Source organism: Aeromonas sp. R4-2, assembly GCF_040908295.1.
GTDB classification, from domain to species: domain Bacteria; phylum Pseudomonadota; class Gammaproteobacteria; order Enterobacterales; family Aeromonadaceae; genus Aeromonas; species Aeromonas veronii.
This window is the reverse complement of the sequence record NZ_JBFODL010000014.1, coordinates 485,361-506,144: the sequence shown is the minus strand read 5'-3', so window position 1 is coordinate 506,144 and position 20,784 is coordinate 485,361. Positions and strand designations below refer to the sequence as shown.

At 59.2% G+C, this 20,784-nt stretch carries 20 protein-coding genes, 1 tRNA gene and 1 pseudogene; 17 read left to right on the top strand and 5 right to left on the bottom strand.

What is annotated here, in order from left to right:
• The first annotated feature begins 72 nt into the window (after positions 1 to 72).
• The 12 genes and pseudogenes from exeC to exeN all read left to right on the top strand — a co-directional run bounded on the left by exeC (position 73) and on the right by exeN (position 11,510).
• Positions 73 to 906 carry a GspC family type II secretion system variant ExeC gene (gene exeC, locus AB5Y99_RS12835; protein WP_323891196.1) on the top strand — a complete coding sequence of 278 codons (834 nt, stop codon included), beginning with the start codon at positions 73 to 75 and terminating at the stop codon, positions 904 to 906.
• A gap of 21 nt (positions 907 to 927) precedes the next feature.
• On the top strand, positions 928 to 2,967 hold the full coding sequence (exeD, locus tag AB5Y99_RS12830; protein ID WP_159143319.1) for a GspD family T2SS secretin variant ExeD: 2,040 nt from the start codon (positions 928 to 930) through the stop codon (positions 2,965 to 2,967).
• A complete protein-coding gene (exeE, locus tag AB5Y99_RS12825) occupies positions 2,967 to 4,472 on the top strand; it encodes a GspE family T2SS ATPase variant ExeE (protein ID WP_323890962.1) in 1,506 nt (501 codons plus the stop codon). The genes exeD and exeE overlap by 1 nt, the downstream gene beginning before the upstream one ends.
• 1 nt (position 4,473) lies before the next feature.
• Positions 4,474 to 5,694, top strand: coding sequence for a GspF family T2SS innner membrane protein variant ExeF (gene exeF / locus AB5Y99_RS12820; RefSeq protein ID WP_005338296.1), 1,221 nt, complete (start codon positions 4,474 to 4,476; stop codon positions 5,692 to 5,694).
• A gap of 97 nt (positions 5,695 to 5,791) precedes the next feature.
• Positions 5,792 to 6,223, top strand: a complete 432-nt coding sequence (exeG, locus tag AB5Y99_RS12815) for a GspG family T2SS major pseudopilin variant ExeG (RefSeq protein ID WP_005338297.1) — start codon at positions 5,792 to 5,794, stop codon at positions 6,221 to 6,223.
• A gap of 38 nt (positions 6,224 to 6,261) precedes the next feature.
• The gene (gene exeH, locus AB5Y99_RS12810) at positions 6,262 to 6,834 is read left to right on the top strand and encodes a GspH family T2SS minor pseudopilin variant ExeH (RefSeq protein ID WP_005350046.1); all 573 of its coding nucleotides are present in this window, start codon (positions 6,262 to 6,264) and stop codon (positions 6,832 to 6,834) included.
• Positions 6,831 to 7,190 carry a GspI family T2SS minor pseudopilin variant ExeI gene (gene exeI, locus AB5Y99_RS12805; RefSeq protein ID WP_021229089.1) on the top strand — a complete coding sequence of 120 codons (360 nt, stop codon included), beginning with the start codon at positions 6,831 to 6,833 and terminating at the stop codon, positions 7,188 to 7,190. Before exeH ends, exeI begins: the two co-directional genes overlap by 4 nt.
• Positions 7,187 to 7,834: pseudogene (gene gspJ / locus AB5Y99_RS12800) on the top strand (type II secretion system minor pseudopilin GspJ); the annotation flags it as partial. The gene exeI and the pseudogene gspJ, both read left to right, overlap by 4 nt.
• 115 nt (positions 7,835 to 7,949) lie before the next feature.
• On the top strand, positions 7,950 to 8,951 hold the full coding sequence (gene exeK / locus AB5Y99_RS12795; protein WP_167572355.1) for a GspK family T2SS minor pseudopilin variant ExeK: 1,002 nt from the start codon (positions 7,950 to 7,952) through the stop codon (positions 8,949 to 8,951).
• A gap of 122 nt (positions 8,952 to 9,073) precedes the next feature.
• Positions 9,074 to 10,258: a GspL family type II secretion system protein ExeL gene (gene exeL, locus AB5Y99_RS12790; protein WP_323890955.1), complete on the top strand. Its 1,185-nt coding sequence runs from the start codon at positions 9,074 to 9,076 to the stop codon at positions 10,256 to 10,258.
• The gene (gene exeM, locus AB5Y99_RS12785) at positions 10,255 to 10,746 is read left to right on the top strand and encodes a GspM family type II secretion system protein ExeM (RefSeq protein WP_323890954.1); all 492 of its coding nucleotides are present in this window, start codon (positions 10,255 to 10,257) and stop codon (positions 10,744 to 10,746) included. The genes exeL and exeM overlap by 4 nt, the downstream gene beginning before the upstream one ends.
• Entirely contained in the window at positions 10,743 to 11,510 is a 768-nt protein-coding gene (gene exeN / locus AB5Y99_RS12780; RefSeq protein ID WP_323890952.1) for a GspN family type II secretion system protein ExeN, read from the top strand. The genes exeM and exeN overlap by 4 nt, the downstream gene beginning before the upstream one ends.
• 62 nt (positions 11,511 to 11,572) lie before the next feature.
• Here the strand turns inward: exeN and AB5Y99_RS12775 are convergent, their stop codons facing one another.
• From AB5Y99_RS12775 to AB5Y99_RS12760, 4 genes are all read right to left on the bottom strand, one after another.
• Positions 11,573 to 12,217, bottom strand: a complete 645-nt coding sequence (locus AB5Y99_RS12775) for a 3-keto-L-gulonate-6-phosphate decarboxylase UlaD (protein ID WP_323890950.1) — start codon at positions 12,215 to 12,217, stop codon at positions 11,573 to 11,575.
• Between the two features lie 125 nt (positions 12,218 to 12,342).
• A complete protein-coding gene (locus AB5Y99_RS12770) occupies positions 12,343 to 13,035 on the bottom strand; it encodes an L-ribulose-5-phosphate 4-epimerase (RefSeq protein ID WP_104015386.1) in 693 nt (230 codons plus the stop codon).
• 40 nt (positions 13,036 to 13,075) lie between these two features.
• Complete coding sequence (locus tag AB5Y99_RS12765) at positions 13,076 to 13,552, bottom strand: PTS sugar transporter subunit IIA (RefSeq protein WP_071912067.1); 477 nt, start codon at positions 13,550 to 13,552, stop codon at positions 13,076 to 13,078.
• 44 nt (positions 13,553 to 13,596) lie between these two features.
• Complete coding sequence (locus AB5Y99_RS12760) at positions 13,597 to 15,348, bottom strand: PTS ascorbate-specific subunit IIBC (protein ID WP_368209829.1); 1,752 nt, start codon at positions 15,346 to 15,348, stop codon at positions 13,597 to 13,599.
• A gap of 512 nt (positions 15,349 to 15,860) precedes the next feature.
• Between AB5Y99_RS12760 and ulaG the strand changes: the two genes are divergently transcribed.
• The 4 genes from ulaG to ulaR all read left to right on the top strand — a co-directional run bounded on the left by ulaG (position 15,861) and on the right by ulaR (position 19,615).
• Positions 15,861 to 16,928 carry an L-ascorbate 6-phosphate lactonase gene (gene ulaG / locus AB5Y99_RS12755; protein WP_323890946.1) on the top strand — a complete coding sequence of 356 codons (1,068 nt, stop codon included), beginning with the start codon at positions 15,861 to 15,863 and terminating at the stop codon, positions 16,926 to 16,928.
• Positions 16,929 to 17,047: 119 nt separating this feature from the next.
• A complete protein-coding gene (locus AB5Y99_RS12750) occupies positions 17,048 to 17,872 on the top strand; it encodes a Cof-type HAD-IIB family hydrolase (protein WP_368209827.1) in 825 nt (274 codons plus the stop codon).
• A gap of 14 nt (positions 17,873 to 17,886) precedes the next feature.
• The gene (locus AB5Y99_RS12745) at positions 17,887 to 18,759 is read left to right on the top strand and encodes an L-ribulose-5-phosphate 3-epimerase (protein ID WP_368209825.1); all 873 of its coding nucleotides are present in this window, start codon (positions 17,887 to 17,889) and stop codon (positions 18,757 to 18,759) included.
• A 97-nt stretch (positions 18,760 to 18,856) separates the two neighbouring features.
• A complete protein-coding gene (gene ulaR, locus AB5Y99_RS12740) occupies positions 18,857 to 19,615 on the top strand; it encodes an HTH-type transcriptional regulator UlaR (RefSeq protein ID WP_069526315.1) in 759 nt (252 codons plus the stop codon).
• 114 nt (positions 19,616 to 19,729) lie between these two features.
• On the opposite strand, the gene AB5Y99_RS12735 is transcribed toward ulaR, so the two are convergent.
• A tRNA-Ser gene (locus tag AB5Y99_RS12735) sits at positions 19,730 to 19,817 on the bottom strand.
• Between the two features lie 208 nt (positions 19,818 to 20,025).
• Here AB5Y99_RS12735 and AB5Y99_RS12730 point away from each other — a divergent pair.
• Positions 20,026 to 20,682, top strand: coding sequence for a Bax inhibitor-1/YccA family protein (locus AB5Y99_RS12730; protein ID WP_335847997.1), 657 nt, complete (start codon positions 20,026 to 20,028; stop codon positions 20,680 to 20,682).
• The last annotated feature ends 102 nt before the right edge of the window (positions 20,683 to 20,784 follow it).

Sequence of the window (20,784 nt, the reverse complement as noted above, 5' to 3'; positions counted from 1 at the left end):
ATACGCAGCCGCCCCAGAGCCTGGAATTTGTTGATTAATATGACGCTACGATTCAGGGATGACATCTTGACCATGCTGCTGGCCCAGTGCCGGCGGCTTCCCATGACCAGAGTCACCCAGGTGGCCTTTCTGGCGCTGCTGATCATGCTGGCCCAGCAGAGCGCAGCCCTCACCTGGCGTCTGCTCACCCTGGCAAACCCGCAAACCAGCCAACCGTGGCAACCCTCCGCAGTGGCGGTCAGCGGCCAGAGCAACCCGCGCCTTGAACTGGGCGAGGTAAGCCGACTGGCACTGTTTGGCAAGGCGATCCCCAAGGCACAGGCCAAAGCCGCCGTGGCCGCCAATGCGCCGCGTACCCAGCTCAATGCCCAGCTCAACGGGGTGTTGGCCAGCTCGGATCCCGCCAAATCCATCGCCATCATCGCCATGTCCGGCATCCAGAACTCCTACGGGGTCGGTGACATGATTGACGGCACCCAGGCGCGGATCCGGCAGGTCTATCCGGATCGGGTGATCATCGAGCGGGATGGCCGCGACGAAACCCTGATGCTGGATGGCGAGGAGTATGGCAAGCCGCTGCCGCAGACCAACACAGCCCCCATTGGCTCCCTGCGCAGCGAGCTGATGGCCGATCCGGGCAAGATCACCGATTACCTCAATATTTCACCGGTTCAGGTGGATGGCCGCATGACCGGCTATCGCCTCAATCCGGGCAGCAATCCTGAGTTTTTCAACCAGAGCGGGCTGCAGGCCAATGACCTGGCCATCAGCATCAACGGGCTGGATTTACGGGACAACATGCAAGCCATGCAGGCGATGCAGCAGATGGCTGGCGCAACGGAAATGACAGTGACCGTCGAGCGACAGGGCGAACAGTTCGACATCTATGTGCGCTTGTCAGAATAATGATTTGGAGTCGTACCAATAATGACCACTAAAGGGAAAAGCTGGCGTCTGGCCACTATCGCAGCGGCACTGATGATGGCGGGCTCAGCCTGGGCCACCGAATACTCTGCCAGTTTCAAGAACGCCGACATTGAAGAGTTCATCAATACGGTGGGCAAGAACCTCAATAAAACCATCATCATAGAGCCATCGGTACGCGGCAAGATCAACGTGCGCAGCTACGACCTGCTCAATGAGGAGCAGTACTACCAGTTCTTCCTGAGCGTGCTCGACGTCTACGGCTTTGCCGTGGTGCCGATGGACAATGGGGTGCTCAAGGTGCTGCGCTCGCGGGATGCCAAGACCTCCGCCATTCCGGTGGTGGATGGCAGCAACCCGGGCTCCGGCGACGAGATGGTGACTAGAGTTGTGCCGGTGCGCAACGTCTCGGTCCGTGAACTGGCGCCGCTGCTGCGCCAGCTCAACGACAACGCCGGCGGTGGCAACGTGGTGCACTACGAGCCCTCCAATGTGCTGCTGATCACCGGTCGCGCCGCCGTGGTCAATCGTCTGGTAGAGGTGGTGAACCGGGTCGACCGCGCAGGCGATCAGGATGTGGACATCATCAAGCTCAAGTTCGCCTCGGCAGGTGAAATGGTGCGGCTGGTGACCAACCTCAACAAGGATGGCAACCCCCAGGGGGGCACCGCCTCCCTGCTGCTCTCCCCCAAGGTGGTGGCCGACGAGCGCACCAACTCTGTGGTGGTGAGTGGTGAGCCGAAAGCGCGCGCCCGCATCATCCAGATGGTGCGCCAGCTCGACCGCGACCTGCAGAGCCAGGGCAACACCCGGGTCTTTTACCTCAAATATGGCAAGGCCAAAGACATGGTCGAGGTGCTCAAGGGGGTCAGCTCCAGCATCGAGGCCGACAAGAAGGGCGGCGGCGCAACCACAGGTGGCGCCAGCATCGGCGGTGGCAAGCTGGCCATCTCCGCTGACGAGACCACCAATGCGCTGGTCATCACCGCCCAGCCGGACGTGATGTCCGAACTGGAGCAGGTGGTGGCCAAGCTCGATATCCGCCGCGCCCAAGTGCTGGTGGAGGCGATCATCGTTGAGATGCAGGATGGCGACGGCCTCACCCTTGGCGTCCAGTGGGGCAATGCCAACGGCGGTGGCACCCAGTTCACCAACTCAGGTCTGCCTCTCGGCAGCGCCATTGCGGCGGGCAAGGATTACCAGAATGGCAAGACCGACACCGCTGCCGGTCTGCTGAAAGAGTTCAACGGCATGGCCGCCGGTTTCTATCACGGCGACTGGGCCATGCTGGCCACGGCGCTGGCCTCCAATACCAAGAACGATATTCTCTCCACCCCGAGTATCGTCACCATGGATAACAAGGAGGCCTCCTTCAACGTCGGTCAGGAGGTCCCGGTCCAGAGCGGTTCACAAAGCTCTACCACCAGCGATCAGGTGTTCAACACCATCGAGCGCAAGACGGTGGGCACCAAGCTGGTGGTGACCCCGCAGATCAACGAAGGGGATTCGGTGCTGCTCAATATCGAGCAGGAGGTCTCCAGCGTCGCCCAGACCCAGGCGACCGGTACTGCCAACCTTGGCCCCACCTTCGACACCCGTACCGTCAAGAACGCGGTGCTGGTCAAAAGTGGCGAAACTGTGGTGCTGGGCGGTTTGATGGACGAACAGACCAAGGAGCAGGTCTCCAAGGTGCCGCTGCTTGGCGATATTCCGGTGCTGGGCTATCTGTTCCGCTCCACCTCCAACACCACCTCCAAGCGCAACCTGATGGTCTTTATCCGGCCGACCATCTTGCGTGATGCGGATGTCTATACCGGTGTCTCCAGCAACAAATACTCCCTGTTCCGCGCCGAGCAGCTCAATGCCGCCTCGCAGGAGGGGTATCTCACCTCCCCCGCCCGTCAGGTATTGCCTGCCTATGGCCAGGATGTGATGGTGTCGCCCGAGCTGCAAAAAGAGATCCAGAAGCAGATCAACGAGATGCGGAGCAGACAGCAAAGCACTGTCGAGACCACCACCCCGTTTGTGCAGAGTAAGCCCTGATGAGTGCCTACCATCTGGATGGAAGCGCCGGGCCTGCGCCACTGCCCGAACTCCCCTTTGTCTTTGCCCGCAATTTCGGGGTGATCCTGATTGAGCGGGAGGGCGCCCCCGTGCTGCAGTGCCGCCCTGGCGTCACCCCGCAAGCCCTGCTGGAAGTGCGGCGGGTCGCGGGTTGCAGCTTCGCGGTGGAGCAGCTCGACAACGAGGCCTTCGAAGAGCTGCTGATGGCTCACTACCAGCGCGACTCCTCCGAGGCGCGCCAGCTGATGGAAGATCTCGGCAACGAGATGGACTTCTTCGCCCTGGCCGAAGAGCTGCCGCAAAGCGAAGATCTGCTGGACGCCGATGACGACGCCCCCATCATTCGCCTCATCAACGCTATGCTGAGCGAGGCGATCAAGGAGGAGGCTTCCGATATCCATATCGAGACCTTCGAGCGGGCACTGGTGATCCGTTTTCGTATCGATGGGATACTGCGGGAGATCCTGCGCCCCCATCGCAAGCTGGCCTCACTGCTGGTCTCGCGGATCAAGGTGATGTCGCGAATGGATATCGCCGAGAAGCGGGTACCGCAGGATGGCCGTATCTCGTTGCGGATCGGCGGCCGCGCCGTCGACGTGCGGGTCTCCACCATGCCGTCCAGCTACGGCGAGCGGGTAGTACTGCGTCTGCTCGACAAGAACAACGTGCGCCTCGAGCTCAAGCAGCTGGGGATGACCGCGGCCAACCGCACCATCATCAGCGAGCTCATTCGCAAGCCCCACGGCATTATTCTGGTCACCGGCCCGACCGGTTCCGGTAAATCCACCACCCTCTATGCGGCGCTGTCTGAAATCAACTCGCGGGATCGCAACATCCTGACGGTGGAAGACCCCATCGAATATGACCTCGAAGGGGTGGGCCAGACCCAGGTCAACACCAAGGTGGACATGACCTTCGCCCGCGGCCTGCGCGCCATCCTGCGCCAGGATCCGGATGTGGTGATGGTGGGGGAAATTCGAGATCTGGAAACCGCCCAGATCGCGGTGCAGGCGTCGCTGACCGGCCACCTGGTGATGTCGACCCTGCACACCAACACCGCCATCGGCGCCATCACCCGGATGCGGGACATGGGGATCGAGCCCTTCCTGCTCTCCTCGTCCTTGCTGGCGGTGCTGGCCCAGCGGCTGGTGCGCACCCTCTGCCCCGATTGCCGTGCCCCGCGCCCCATCACCGAGCAGGAGCGCCTCGCCATGGGCATCGAGCTGGCCCCCGATCAGCAGGTGTGGCGCCCGGTCGGCTGCGAGTTGTGCAACCACACCGGCTACCGTGGCCGGACCGGCATTCACGAGCTGGTGGTGATCGACGAAGCAGTGCGTGAAGCCATTCACAGTGCCAGCGGCGAGCTCGCCATCGAGCGGCTGATCCGCGGCCACACCCCCAGCATCCGCCGTGACGGCATCGACAAGGTCCTCAAGGGGCAGACCAGCCTCGAAGAGGTACTGCGTGTGACCCGGGAAGATTGAGATGGCGGCATTCGAATACAAGGCCCTCGACAACAAGGGGCGCAGCAAGAGCGGCGTGATGGAGGGCGACTCGGCCCGCCAAGTGCGCCAGCTGCTGCGCGAACAGGGGCTCACCCCCCTCGAGGTGAACGAGACCACCGAGAAGGCGAAACGGGAGGCGACCCGCTTCGCCCTATTTCGGCGCGGTGCCAGCACCGCTGAGCTTGCCCTGATCACTCGCCAGCTGGCCACTCTGGTGGGGGCCGGTCTCACCATCGAAGAGGCGCTCAAGGCGGTGGCCGAGCAGTGCGAAAAAGCGCACTTGCGCTCTCTGGTGGCAACCGTGCGCAGCAAGGTAGTGGAAGGTTATTCGCTGGCCGACTCGCTGGGGGCTTTTCCCCATGTGTTCGACCAGCTGTTTCGCTCCATGGTGGCGGCCGGTGAAAAATCGGGCCATCTGGAGAAGGTGCTCAACCGCCTCGCCGACTACACCGAGCAGCGCCAGCATATGCGCACCAAGCTGCTGCAGGCGATGATCTACCCCATCGTGCTCACCTGTGTCGCCATCGGGGTTATCTCGATCCTGCTCACCGCCGTGGTGCCCAAGGTGGTGGCCCAGTTTGAACACATGGGCCAGCAGCTGCCGGGCACCACCCGCTTTCTCATCGGTACCAGCGAACTGATGCAGGCCTACGGCCTCTGGTTCCTGCTGCTGATCTTCCTTGGCAGCTTTGTCTGGCGCTGGTGGCTCACCGATGAAAAGCGTCGCCGACGCTGGCATCAGGTGCTGCTCGGCCTGCCGGTGATTGGCCGTGTCAGTCGCGGTCTCAACACCGCCCGCTTCGCTCGCACGTTAAGCATCCTCAACGCCAGCGCGGTGCCGCTGCTGGAGGGGATGAAGATCTCCGGCGAAGTGCTCTCCAACGACTTTGCCAGAATGCGCATTCTCGAGGCTGCCGAACGGGTGCGCGAGGGGACCAGTCTGCGCAAGTCGCTGACCGAGACCAAGATTTTCCCGCCCATGATGCTGCACATGATCGCCTCCGGCGAGCAGAGCGGCGAGCTCGACAGCATGCTGGAGCGGGCGGCGGACAACCAGGATCGGGAGTTTGAATCCCAGGTCAATATCGCCCTCGGGGTGTTCGAACCCATGCTGGTGGTCTCCATGGCCGGGGTGGTGCTGTTTATCGTGATGTCGATCCTGCAGCCGATCCTCGAGCTCAACAATATGGTGAATATGTAAGTTTCCGGCGTTCGATAGCCCCGCTGGCGGCCCGTCGAACCCACCCAGTGATCACTCTCTGATGGGCCATCCCATCTCATTCGTTACGGAGCAACTCATGAACAAACGTCGTCAATCCGGTTTTACCCTGCTGGAAGTCATGGTGGTCATCGTGATCCTCGGCATTCTGGCCAGTCTGGTGGTGCCCAACCTGATGGGCAATAAGGAGAAGGCTGACCAGCAGAAAGCGGTCTCCGATATCGTGGCGCTGGAAAACGCCCTCGACATGTACAAGCTGGACAACAACCGCTACCCAACCACCGAACAGGGTTTGGACGCGCTGGTGACCAAGCCCTCCATCGATCCGGCGCCGCGCAGCTACCGCGATGGCGGCTACATCAAGCGCCTGCCGCAAGATCCCTGGGGCAACCCGTACCAGCTGCTGAGCCCGGGCCAGTTCGGCAAGATCGACATCTTCTCCATGGGTCTGGATGGTGAAGCCGGTACCGATGACGACATCGGCAACTGGAACCTGAAGGATTTCCAATAAGTGATGTGCCGCCACCGCACTCCTTGTGAGCTGACTGCATGAAGCGATCTCTCTCCTTTCATCGCCAATCCGGCTTTACTCTGCTGGAAGTGTTGCTGGTCGCCATGCTGATGGGGCTGGTGGCCACCGCCGTCACCCTCAGCATGGGAGGCGCCAGAGGGGATAGGGAGCTGGACAAGCAGGCGCGTCGCCTGATGGCGACGCTGCAGCTGGCACAGGAGTATGCGGTAATGGATGGTCGACTGGTGGGAATTCGCATCGAGGATAACGGCTGGCAGTTTATGCAGCGTCAGGCCAAGGATCGCAAGTGGCTGGCCCTGACTGGCGACAAGCAGCTGGGGCCGGTACAACTGGCCGAAAACATGACGCTGGCACTGGAGCTGGAAGGCTTTGGCTGGCAGCCGGACTCCGACGAAAAGACAGAACAGAAGCGCGACGAGAAGGAGCGCACGCCTCAGTTGCTTATTTTCCCGGGCGGCGAGCTGAGCCCGTTCGTGCTCACCTTCACCCAGCAGGATGACGATGCCCGCTACACCCGCATCGTCAAGGGGGACGAGTTCGGCCGCCTCACCCTGCTCACCGGCGATGAAGATGAAGAGGTGAGCGAATGAAAGCCCGGGGCATGACACTACTCGAAGTCATGGTCGCACTGGCGGTCTTTGCCATCGCGGGTCTCGCGGTAATGAAAACCGCCAGCGAACACCTCTCTGCCCTCAACTATCTGGAGCAGAAGACCCTCGCCACCTGGGTGGTAGAGAACCAGCTGGTGCAACAGAAGCTCGAGAACAAGTGGCCCGGTGACAGCTGGGTGGAAGGGGATGAGCAGATGGCGGGCAGCACCTGGTACTGGCGCTATCGCGGCGTCGCCACCGCCGACAACAACTTCCGAGCGCTCGATATGGAAGTGCGTACCGAGGCCAAAGCCGAGAACCCGGTCGCCATGATGCGGACCTATATCAGCCGATGACCCAGCACGTTGCCCGCACGCCTCGCCCCGTCCGCCATGCCGGTTTCACCCTGCTCGAAATGCTGGTGGCGATCGCTATCTTCGCCACTCTCAGCATGGGCGCTTATCAGGTGCTGCAGGGGGTACTCACCAGCGACGAGGTAGCCAAGCGCAAGGAGGCCCGCCTCAACGCACTGCAGCTCGCCTTCACCCTGCTGGAGCGAGATATCACCCAGATGGTGCCGCGCAGCGGTCGCATCGAGGGGGAGAACAACAAGGTGCTGCTGGCGGCTTCCCGGTTCGGCCAGCAGAGCGATGACTGGGGCATGGCCTTTATGCGCAGCGGCTGGCTCAACCCGGACGGCATGCTGCCCCGCTCCCATCTGCAGCGGGTCGGCTGGCGTCTCAAGGATCAGAAGCTGGAGCGCCTGAGCTACCTCTATCCGGATCCGGTGATCGGTACCGAGCCACGCATCCAGCCGGTGTTAGCGGGAGTCACGGCGTTTCGCCTCTACTTCTTCGACAAGGGCAACTGGAAAGAGGAGTGGAGCCAGCGCAGCGTGCTGCCCCACGGGCTGGCGGTAGAGCTGGATCTGGAAGATTACGGCACCATTCGCCGTCAGTTCCTGATTGGTGCCGGAGGCCAGCGCGCCGAAGAGAACAGCCAGAGCAGCAACCCTGACCAAGGGGGTGGCAGCAACAGCAACAACAACGGGAACAGTGGCGGCAACGGCAATACCAATAGCGGTAATGGTGACAACCAGAGCGGAGGGGGCGCCAATGCGGGCTAATCTCGCCGCCCCCGGTCGCCAGCGCGGCATGGCGCTGCTGGTGGTGCTGCTGATCCTCTCGGTAATGGTGATCATCGCCAGCAATATGAGCGGCCGCCTGCAGCTTGAGCTGCGCCGCACCGCCAACATCACCACCGGCAAACAGGCATGGTGGTATGCCCTCTCGGCAGAGGCGCTGGTGAGCAAGGTGCTGACGCAGGATTTCAAGGACAATCCCGAGGTGGTCAACCTCAGCCAGAACTGGGCCCGCAAGAATACTGTGTTTCCGGTGGACGATGGCCAGCTCAAGGGCGAGGTGACAGACCTGCAATCCTGCTTCAACCTCAACAGCCTGAGCGTGGCCTCCAAGGCGGGAAGCGGCGAGGAGCTGGCGCAGCAGCCCTATCCGGTGCAAGTGTTTCGCGAACTGCTCAAACAGCTGGCGATGGATGATTACGAGGCGGCCCAGCTCACCGATGCCATCCGTGACTGGACTGACAAGGATACGGTGCTGGTCTCCAGCCTTGGCGCAGAGGACGCCTATTACGAGGGGCTCAAGCCACCCTATCTGACCGCCAATCAGTGGATGCTGGGCAAGGATGAGCTGCGGGCGGTGCGCGGGGTGACGGCCAGGGTCTATGCCAAACTGGCCCCCTACGTCTGCACCCTGCCCAACGACAAGTTGAAGATCAATATCAATACCCTTGCCACCCAGCGCCCCGAGCTGCTGGTCGCCCTCTATCTGGGTACTATCGGGCTGGATGACGCCAAGCGAGTACTGAACGAGCGGCCACAGAAGGGGTGGAAAGAGAGCAAGCTGATGACAGACATGCTCGCTCCGGTCGATGCGGTGAAAGGGCTGAAAGAGGCGCTGGTGGTCAAGAGCGACTTCTTCGAAGCCCGAGTCGTGGCCGAGGTCGGCGACAACCGGGCCTGGCTCGAAACCCTGTTCCAGCGGGGCAAGGACAATAAACTGGTGATGTTGCGCCGCCTCAGTAGTGGCGCCGAATAAACAGCGCATCTGCGGGCCCTCGCCCGCGGGTTCGAGAGATGTTGGATGCAGCCTGCGGGCTGCGCACCGGTTGCCAGGGCGCACAACGCCCTTTGCAAACCGGTATCGCAGGAGAGAGATGCGTGAGCGAAAGTCTGGTCATCCGACTGGGGACCAATAAACAACAACCCGTGGCCTGGCTGGTCTGGTCCGGTCAGGAGCAGGAGATCATCGCCTCCGGCACCCTACCTTCGGTCGATGCCCTGAGCGAGCTGCAGGAGCGGGCCGGTGGCCGCCCCGTAGTCACCCTGGTGCCGGGCAGCGATCTGATCTTCCGGCGCGTCACCCTGCCGGGTCGCTACAACCGCCAGTCGGCGGCGGCCCTCCCCTATCTGCTGGAGGAGCAGATCGCCTCCGATGTGGACGAGCTCCATCTGGTGGTGCTGGCCCACGAAGGGCAACAGGTCGACCTGATGGCGGTGGATCGGCAGAAGATGGGCGAGTGGCTCGGCTGGCTCGATGCCGCTGGCCTCAAGAGCCTGCAACTGCTGCCCGATGTGCTGGCGCTACCACAGGCCGCGGATGGCTGGTCTGCGCTGCAACTCGGCAATGAGTGGCTGGTACGCCAGGGCCCCTGTCAGGGGATCGTCGCCGACGAGCCGCTGCTGGCTATCTTGCTAGCGACTGAAGTAGAGCCGGTCACCATCCACAGCCACACCCCGGTGCCCGCCATTGCCGCCGCCAACTGGCAGGCGGCGGAGCCCGAGCTGCCCATGCTGCTGCTGGCCAAAGGGGCCCTCACCTGCCGGGCCAACCTGCTGACAGGCCCCTACCGGCCGCAGACCGAATATGCCCGCTACTGGTTGCAGTGGCGCAAGGTGGTCATCACCGCCGGTCTGTTGCTGCTGGTGGCCCTCGGCCAGCGCGGGGTGCAGCTCTATCAGCTCACCGAGCAGGACAAGGCCCTCAAGGCGGAGATCCGTGCCGTCTATACCCGTATCTTCCCGGGTGAGAGCCGCATCGTGAACGTGCGCAGCCAGATGAACCAGCATCTGCAACAGATGGGACAAGCCCCGCAAAACGGCGTGCTGCTGATGCTCACCGAGCTGGCCCCCACCTTTGCCGAAGTACCCGGTCTGAAACCACAGGTGATGCGCTTTGATGCCAGTCGCCGCGAGCTGAGGCTGCAGGTGACCGCCCCAGGCTTTGCCGAGATCGAGCGGTTCCGTGAGCTGGCTGGCAAGCAATTCGAGGTACAGCAAGGCGAGGTGCGCAGCACCGAGGGCAAGGTAGAGGGCGCACTGGTGCTCAAGGGTAAATCATCATGATGGAAAAATTGCAGAGCTGGTGGCACGGCATCACCGCACGGGAACAGCGGCTGGTGGTCGCAGGCGGCGTTCTGCTGCTGGTCGGTCTCTTCTACTGGAGCCTCTGGCAGCCCATCGCCAACCGCATCGCAGAGCGGGAGCGGCAGGTGCAGAACCAGCAGCAGACCCTCGCCTGGCTCAAGGAGAAAGGTAAAGAGGTGCTGGCCATGCAGGGTGGCTCGGGTCGCCAGATCGACACCAGCGGCACCCTTGAAGGGGTTGTCAACCGCGCCGCCTTCAACCACAAGATCAAGATTGCCCGGCTGCAACCCCAAGCGCAGGAGCTGCAAGTGTGGATCGACACGGTCCAGTTCGATGACTTGCTGCTCTGGCTCTCCACGCTGGTGGAGCAGCACGGCATTCAGGTTCAAATCATCGAGATCGCCCGCGAGGATCTGGCCCCGGGTCTGGTCAAGGTCAGACGTTTGCAGTTGAGTCGTCCACAATGAAAAAACGCATCCTGATTGCCAGCCTGTTTCTGGCTGCCTATCTGATCTTCCTGCTGGCCACCCTGCCCGCGGCACTGGTGGCTCGCCATCTGCCGCTGCCTGCCAACGTCGCCAATCTGCTGAAACTGGAAGGGGTGAGTGGCACCCTCTGGAGTGGCCAGATTGCCCGACTGCAATATGCCAGCGAATCGGTGAACCAGCTGCGCTGGGATCTCAACGGCTGGTCGCTGCTGCGCTTTGCCCCCGAAGTAGCCATACGCTTTGGCGATCGCAACGGCCTCAATGGTCAGGGCGTTGTCGGCTGGAATGGCGCCGCCTTCGGCCGCGACCTTACTCTCAACGCCCCCGCCCCCTGGTTGCTGAGCCGGGTGCCGATGCGCCTGCCGATCCCGATCACCGTCAGCGGCCAGCTGCAGCTCAAAGTGGAGCAATTTGCCCAGGGTAACCCTTGGTGTGACAACCTCTACGGCAACCTCGACTGGTACAATGCCAGTGCCGATACCCCGGCGGGCAAGCTGGATCTGGCCGATCCTGAGCTGAAGCTCACCTGCCTCGACTCCAAACTGGTGGCCGAACTCAAGCAGGGCTCCGATGCGGTGCAGACCATGGGTCGCCTCGAGCTGCAACCCAATGGCCAATACCTGTTCCAGGGCACCCTGAAACCGGGCCCGGCACTGCCACCGCAGATGCAGCAAGGGCTCCCCTTCCTCGGCCAGCCCGACAGTCAGGGCCGCTTCCCCCTGCGCTATCAGGGGCGGATCTAACCCCTTCAACAACAAGGCCCCGGATATTTCCGGAGCCTTTATTCGCTAATACCCTGCTCCTGTTACCAATATTTGTTTATCTCGCTGCGCAACGCTTCGGCGGTTGCCTGACCGCTTTCCGATGCCAATGCCCGCCCGGCGATAAAGGTCTTGGCCCGGATCCCTTCAAACAGATGGATATCTTCCGGCACGATACCGCCGGTGATCGACAGCTCCAGCCCAAGCTCAGAGAGTGCCCGCATCTTGCTCAAATCGGCCTGGGTCCAGCTGACCCCGGCCAGCTCGGCATCCCGCGAGCGGTGATAGATAGCCTGACTGATCCCCATATCGGCCCACTGTTTGGCATCATCCAGCGTCCAGTTGCCATAGATCTCGATCTGGATCTCCCCGCCAAACTCGTCCGCGACTTTCTTGCAGGCAGCAATGGTAGCGACGTGTGCAGCGGCCGATACCGTGATCCAGTCAGCTCCGGCCGAGAAGGCCATGCGAGCCAGAATGGCACCACCATCTGTGGTCTTCATATCACACACGATAATGTGATCAGGGTGACGCTCGCGCATGGTGCGTACCGCAGACATGCCTTCTGCAAAAGCCAGAATAGTGCCGACCTCGATCACCTCGACATAACCGGCGACGCGATCGGCAATATCCACGGCGGTAGCAAGATCGGTAGAATCCAGAGCAATCTGTAACATGGGTTTGGTCATACTATATTTCCTCAATTTAAAACCTTGGCAGAATGGATTGGCCCATTGATTTAAAGTCGATAAAGGGCCGTAACCTGACGTCACTAACATAAATAGATGGGCAATTTAAATAACGGGTCAACTAATTAGCGCTGGCCGTAATAGGCATTCTCACCATGTTTTCTGAAATAGTGTTTGTCAGACAACTCCTGCGCAATATGGATGGCCGGATTCAACGCTCTGGTTGCCAGCGCCATGGTAGCGACCTCCTCCAGCACCAGCGCATTGTGCACCGCATCCACCGCACTCTTGCCCCAGCAAAACGGAGCATGGCCAGTAATGACCACGCCTGGCAAGGCCTGCGGATCCAGCGCCCGTCGCTGAAATTCTTCGACAATGACCTTGCCGGTATTTTTTTCATAATCAACGCGAATTTCATCTTCGGTCAGCGGACGGGTGCAGGGAATATCGCCATAGAAATAATCAGCATGGGTGGTACCCAAGGCGGGAATATCCATTCCCGCTTGCGCCCAAATAGTGCCATGACGGGAATGGGTGTGCACAATACCGGAAATGCCTTTAAACGCTTTATATAAAACCAGATGGGTTGCGGTATCACTGGACGGGGATAAATGTCCATCGACGATCTGGCCTGCCAAATCAACCACCACGATATCGTCAACGGTCATATTGTCGTAAGAGACCCCCGACGGCTTGATAGCCACCACGCCCAGATTGCGATCAATCTGGGACACGTTGCCCCATGTCAGGGTAACCAGACCGTATCGGGGCAACAGCAGGTTGGCCTCCAGTACCGCCTCTTTCAATGAGTTGTACATTTCGTTCTCCTGGGCCCCTTGAGGGGCCGCGTTGGGTGCCTCAGACCACTTGCGCCAGCGCCTGATCAATGACGTTGAATACATCTGCCGTGCTCTGGCACGCTCGCAGCTTGTCGAGGTTGATCCCGCTCTCGCTGTTTTCATCCTCCAGCACCTGAGTCACCTCCATAAGTCCCTCCATGTGTTCATCCGAGGTGCTGCCCGCCAGCGTCACCAGCACGTCCACCGGCTCCTCTTCCCCTTCAAATTTCACCGGCGTAGTCAGGGTGACCAGTGCAAACGCCGTGCGATTGACTCCATCCTCCGGCCTTGCATGGGGCATCGCGAATTGGGGGGCAATCACGATATAGGGTCCCATCTTTTCAATGCTGCCGATGATTGCGTCATGGTAACGCGGCTCCACGGCACCGGAGCGGATCAGCATGTCGGTGCCCAGCTTGATGGCGCTGCGCCAGTCGCTGGCGGCCGCATTGAGCAATACAGAGTTGTTTTCCATCAGAGATTGTTTGAATTTCATCTTGTTCTCCTTGCCCGCGGCCACATGCCGCGAGGCTCATCGGCTTAATTTGCAAAGTTGTTCTTGATGATGCCCAGCAGTTCATCACCAAACGAATTGGGGTTGAGCATGTTCTGCACGCCCAGCACGAATTTGCCCTCACCGGGGCTCATCTCGCCGGCCAGATGCTTGGAAGAGACGATGATGTCGGTGGTCTGCAGCTTGGTTTTGTAATCGGCCACGGCGCAGGAGTCCATGACATGGGGCACGCCACGCTGTTCGAGAAACTTGCCGATCTTCATCTTCATCATCATGGATGAGCCCTGACCGTTGCCGCATACCGCCAGGATCCGCACTGCATGTCCCCCTTTGGCACTCTCGGCTGGCGAGGCTGGCAGATCGGCCGCGTCTTCAGCCACGGCGGCTCTCGGGACAGCCATATCCTCTTCCATACGCAGGGTGCGGGAAGCGAAGTACATATAAAGCCCGGCCCCAGCCAGTAACACCACGAAGAACAGGGAAGACAGCGAGAGGCCCTGCATGATCACCGGGAATACCAACGCCCAGTCAGCCATCCCCATCCAGCCATTGAAGCTGGTGCCATTGACCGCGAACAGGTGGATAGCCCAGGCAGAGCCAAGCACCTCGATGATCCCCATGACGAAGCAGATCTTCATCACAGCGCGCCAGCCGCCAAAGTGGTTGGCGAACACCCCTATGGTGGCGTTGGAGAAGAACATGGGAATGAAGCCCGGGATAATCATGATGGGCGCCTGGAATGCAAGCAGGGCAAGCACCGCAAGGAACTGACCGATAGCCCCCCACATGAAGCCAAAGACCATGGCATTCGGCGAGTAGGCGTAGATAGCGGCGCAATCGATTGCCAGGACGGCGTTGGGAATGACCCGTTCGGAGATCCCCTTGAAGGCCTCGGAGAGTTCGGCAACGAACATCCGCACCCCCACCACGATGACCTGAATGGCAACCGCAAACTTGAGACCGGTTTCGAGAATGTAGATGGACCAGTGGGTCTGACCTGCCATCTGTTGCAGATTATCGAGGCCAAATGAGAGCAGGATGATACCGAAGAAGATGGTCATCACGATGGCGGTCGCCGTGATGCTGTCGTGGAAAATGTGCAGCCACTTTGGCAGCTTCAGGTGATCGACGCTCTCTTCCTTGTTGCCCAGTTTCGGCGCCACCTTGGTGGCAATCCAGGAGGCGACCTGTTGCTGGTGACCGATGGAGAACCCAGCCCCACCGGTTACTTCCTGAGTCGGCTTGAACATGATGTTGGAGGAGATCCCCCAATAGAGCGCCATGATAACGGCGGAATAGAGGATGGTTTCCCACATCGAGGCGCCCATCACCATATAGAAGACCGCGATCAGACCCACTTGCTGAAACATGATGTGGCCGGTCAGCATGATGGTGCGGATCCCGGTATAGCGCCGCAGCAACACCAGCAGAATATTGAGGGCAAGGGCAAGCAATACCGCATAGCCGACCCAGGAGTAGTTCTCTCCCATGGTTTCCATGGTCGCCATCATGGTGGTGTAGGGATCAATCACTGAACCGGTGAGGTGATGATATTCCGCAATCTTGTCCACCACCGGCTTGAAACCTGCCACCAGCGTACTGGCGCCCACCTGCACCAGCATGAAACCGACGATGGTCTTCACGGTACCCTTGACGACCGTCGTGCCATCCTGCTTGAGCAACAGGTAGCCAATACAGGTCACCAGCCCCAACAGCAGGGGTGCCTTGGTCATCACCTGACTGTAAAAGATGTAAAAAGCGTTGTAGAGGGTTTCCATATTTATGCTCCGTCCAGATGAGGACAACTCATGGCTATTGGATTGGTGCGGACATCTCACCATTCATATGGGCATTGCTTTACCTGACGCCCCGCGAGCAGATTCAACTGCCACCACTCACTATCAAATCCAAAATAATCATACATAATCACATTGTGATTTATTGTGATGAAGATCGAGGTCGGGAGAATCTCTTTTTTCCACCATCTGGATGTGAAATTTCGGTTAAAAGGGTACTCAAAGCTGCATGAAAGGATTCAAAGAATCCCTGAAAATAGGCAGCAAATAAGTAAACCCAATAAATACAACCACTTAAAAACATGCTCACCTCTTGATTGTGATGTGCCGCAATTAATCTCACAAAACAATCAACACAATCATTGATAATCACAAAAGCGAGTAATATAGTCACAACCAATCAAAGCAAATCACTGGCTCGCAACCATGCAAGTCATGTCATCACCCGATGAATCACCACTGTGTGAACCATCCAAATCAGAAAGGTATGTGAGATGAGCAAGATTGAAGAAATCACCCGTGAATCGTGGATCCTCAGCACCTTCCCCGAGTGGGGCACCTGGCTGAATGAAGAGATTGAGCAGGAAGAGGTCAAACCGAATACCTTCGCCATGTGGTGGCTGGGTTGCACCGGTATCTGGCTGAAGTCTGCTGGCAATACCAACATCTCCATCGACTTCTGGTGCGGCACGGGCAAGCGAACCCATGGCAATCCCTACATGAACAAGCAGCACCAGATGATGCGGATGGGGGGCGTGCGCAAGCTGCAACCCAACCTGAGAACCTCACCTTTCGTGCTCGATCCTTTCGGGATTAAAGATATCGATGCAGTGCTCGCTACCCACGATCATGCCGACCATATCGACGTCAATGTGGCGGCTGCCGTGCTGCAAAACTGTGGTGAGCATGTGAAGTTCATCGGCCCGAAAGCCTGTGTCGACCTCTGGTTGCGCTGGGGGGTGCCTGCCGAGCGTTGCGTGGTGGCCCGCGTAGGTGACGAGATCCCGGTGGGCGATATCGTGATCCAGGTACTCGATGCCTTTGACCGTACCGCGCTGGTCACCCTGCCGGCGGGGGTCTCCTCCACCGACAAGAGCATTCTGGATGGCATGGATGATCGGGCGGTGAACTATCTGGTCAAGACATCCGGGGGCAACCTCTACCACTCGGGTGATTCTCACTACTCCAACTACTACGCCAAGCATGGCAATGACTACCAGATCGATGTGGCGCTGCTCTCTTATGGCGAGAACCCCCGCGGCGTGACCGACAAGATGACCTCATCAGACATCTTGCGGGCCGGGGAGTCCCTCAACACCAAGGTGGTGATCCCGTTCCACCACGATATCTGGGCCAACTTCCAAAGCGATCCCCGCGAGATCGAAGTGCTCTGGAACATGAAAAAAGATCGCCTCGGCTATCGCTTCAGCCCCTTCTTCTGGCAAGTCGGTGGCAAATACACCTTCCCGACCGACCAGAACAAGCTGCACTACCAGCACCCGCGCGGGTTCGATGACATCTTCATCGATGAGCCGGAGCTGCCTTACAAATCTTTCCTGTAAGCACGCCCTGTCAGACGTCGGGTAATACGAGGGAGGGTGATGGAGATGGGCCAGCAAGGCGTCATCTCAATCCCCCCTTCTATTGCCCCCACCTCACCGGATAACAAGAAGATCAGACGATGCGCTATCACGCCCTGGCCCTCGATCTCGATGGCACCACCCTGACCAGTGCTCACACCATCATGCCGGCCGTCAAAGAGGCCATCATGAGGATCAAGGAGCAGACCACCGTCATACTGGTCACCGGCAGACACCACACGGCCGCCCACCCCTATCACCACGAATTGGGACTGACTACTCCCATCATCTGCTGCAACGGCACCTACGTTTACGACTACGACCAACGTGCCGTACTGGCGGAGAACGCCATTCCCCATCAGCTGGCACAACGCTTTATCGCGCTGGCAAAGGAGCACCGGCTCAACCTCGTCATGTATGTCACTGACCGCATGGTCTACTCCGTTCATCAGCCGGTACGCTACGTGGCGGCCCTGCAGCAGTGGGCCAGCAGCTTTGCGCCGCCTATCCAGCCGCAGGTAGCCAGTGTTGACTCGTTTGAAGAGGAGTTGGCCAACAGCAGCCATGTCTGGAAGTTCGTGGCCGAGGGAGAGATCACCGCCATTCAGGCCTTCTCACATCACCCCTGGGTACGCGAACACTTCAGTGGCGAGCAGTCATGGGCCAATCGGGTCGATTTTGCCCGCCGCGGCAACAGCAAGGGAGCGCGACTGCAGGATTATCTGGACCAGCAAGGGATCAGCCCGGCGCGACTGGTCGCCATCGGCGACAACCACAACGACACCTCCATGCTCTGCCTCGCAGGGATGGGCATCGCCATGGCCAATGCCGAGCAGGAGGTCAAACAGATGGCCAACCGGATCACCTGCGAGAGCAACGACGAGGGCGGGATCCTCGAGGTATTGAACCGCTATTTCCCTATCTGAATGCAGGAGCTTGTATGCACCACTTTGACCATGCCTTACGCCTCGGCCTATATGAAAAAGCCATGCCCTCTGCACTGGAGTGGCAAGAGAAAATTCTGTCGGCCAAGGAGCTTGGCTTTGATTTCATCGAGATATCCATTGATGAGTCAGATGAAAAACTGCAACGGCTCGACTGGTCAGATAGCGAAATCTATCGGCTCAGACGCCTGTGCGAGCAGCACAGCTTGCCGTTGCACTCCATGTGCCTGAGCGCCCATCGCCGCTTTCCGTTTGGTTCGCAGGATCCGGCCATCCGCGCGCAGGCGGCCATCATCATGGAAAAAGCGATCAATCTGGCATACAAGCTCGGCATTCGCTGCATCCAGCTGGCGGGCTACGACGTCTATTACGAACCGCAAAGCGACGAGACCCACCGCCACTTCATCGACGGGATGAAGGCGGCAGCCAAAATGGCGGAACGGGCAGGCATCATGCTGGGTGTGGAGATCATGGATACCCCCTATCTCAACTCCCTCAGCAAATTCGAGGTGCTGAAAAAGCAGATCCCCTCCCCCTACTTCATGGCCTATCCGGATGTCGGCAATATCACCGGCTGGAACTATGACACCTGCACCGAGCTGCAATTGAGTGCAGACCATATCGTGCAGATCCACCTCAAAGACACCCGCAAGGTAACGGCCAATGGCAGCGGGCAGTTCCGTGATCTGGTCATTGGCGAAGGAGAGGTCGACTTTGCCGCCATTTTCAACACTCTGGCAAAAATCGGTTACAACGGCCCTCTGGTGCTGGAGATGTGGGCCAAGGATGAAGAGTGGGCCAGCAACCTGAAAACGGCCAAGGGGCGACTGGTCGAACACGCTCGGCAAGCCGGTCTGGCGATCGCCTGAACGCCCATTATCAGAAGAGTAAACAAGGTTGCTGTCATCGACACCCATGCGCGATATAATCACCACCCAATCAGATTCAATCATCATCAGGCATGATATGACAGAAGCACATCGCCATAACGCCATTTTGGAACTGCTCAATCAGAAACGTCATCTGTCGGTCAACAGCATAATGCAAGCCTTTGATATTTCTCCGGCCACTGCGCGCCGCGATATCAACAAGCTCAATGACTCCGGCAAGCTGCGCAAGGTGCGCAACGGGGCCGAAGCCCTGATGCAGGCCAGAAAGGCCCACTGGTCTCCTCTCGACAGCAATGAAAGCCTCAATCACAGCGAAAAGGTGCGCATCGCCCAGGCGGCGGCTGCGCTGATCAAACCGGGGGAAAGCGCGGTCATCAACTGTGGCTCTACCGCCTTCGTGCTGGGTCAGGAGATCTGCGGGCAGGATGTTCAGGTCATCACCAACTACTTCCCGCTCGCCAACTACCTGATCGAGAATGACCATGACGGCGTGGTGATCATCGGCGGTCAATACAACAAGTCGCAATCCATCACCCTGGCACCGCAGGACGAGATCTCCTCCCTCTATGCCGGGCACTGGATGTTTACCAGCGGCAAGGGTGTCACCGCAGATGGTCTCTACAAGATGGATATGCTGACCGCCATGGCGGAGCAGAAGATGCTCAACCACGTCGGCCGGCTGGTGGTACTGGCTGACAGCAGCAAGGTGGGACAGCGGGCAGGCATGCTGTTTTGCGCCGCCAGCAAGATCGACATTCTGATCACCGGCAAGGATGCGGATAAAGAGGTTATCGAGCAGATCAAAGCCAGAGATGTGCAGGTCATTCTGGTCTAAGACATAAAGTGCCGGGGCGCTTTGTCGGCGCCTTCTTTCAAGACCATTTTCGGCCAGATACCGCAGATAAAAAAAAGCCCAAGCGGGTGACCGCTTGGGCTTTCTCTTTGAATATGGCGGAGGAGGTGGGATTTGAACCCACGGATGGTCGCCCATCGCCGGTTTTCAAGACCGGTGCATTCAGCCGCTCTGCCACCCCTCCGAACGGCGTGCATACTACGCTAAGCCCTTGTTCATATGCAATACATATTTCCTGTGGGATAGTGTGCGGGAGCAAAATGGCAGGTGGCTTGAAATTGTTCCTCGTCATCCCTATTTGTTCTACATACAATGCGTAAACATGCAGTAACAAACAGCGATCACGAGGCGGCTGCTCGCCGTCTCACCCGGACATCAAGAGGACACCCAAGATGGATACCCGTTCTATCTACACTGGCACCCAAAGTGCCGTACGCGATACCAACAAGGTGCTGCGTAACACCTATATGCTGCTCTCCCTCACTCTGGGCTTCTCTGCCGTGGTGGCGGGGGTCGCTACCGTGATGAACATGCCGCCGCTGCACTGGGCCGTGTTCCTGATCGGCGTCTACGGTCTGATGTTCCTGACCGAGAAGAATCGCAACAACGGCATGGGGCTGGCCTTCACCTTCGCCCTGACCGGTCTGCTGGGCTATAGCCTGGGCCCCATCATCAACATGTACATGAACAATGGTGGTGGCGAGATCGTGATGACCGCCCTTGGCGGCACCGCGCTCACCTTCTTCGGTCTGTCGGCCTATGCCCTGACTACCAAGCGTGACCTCTCTTTCATCGGCGGCATGCTGTTCGTCGGTTTCTGGGTACTGCTGGTGGCCATGATTGCAAACATCTTCCTGCAGATGAGCGCCCTGAGCCTGGCTCTGTCCGCCATGTTCATGCTCTTCTCCTCCGGTGCCATCCTGCTGACTACCCAGCAGATCGTGCGCGGCGGCGAGACCAACTACATCTCCGCCACCGTCACCCTGTATGTATCCATCTACAACATCTTCCTGAGCTTGCTGAGCCTGCTTGGCGGCAACCGCAACTAATCAAAAACCCCGCTTCGGCGGGGTTTTTATTGGCGCCGATTTTTGTCAGGATAAGTTGTAAATCAAGGATATGAAGCGAAGTGGCCCTGATTTGGATCAGGG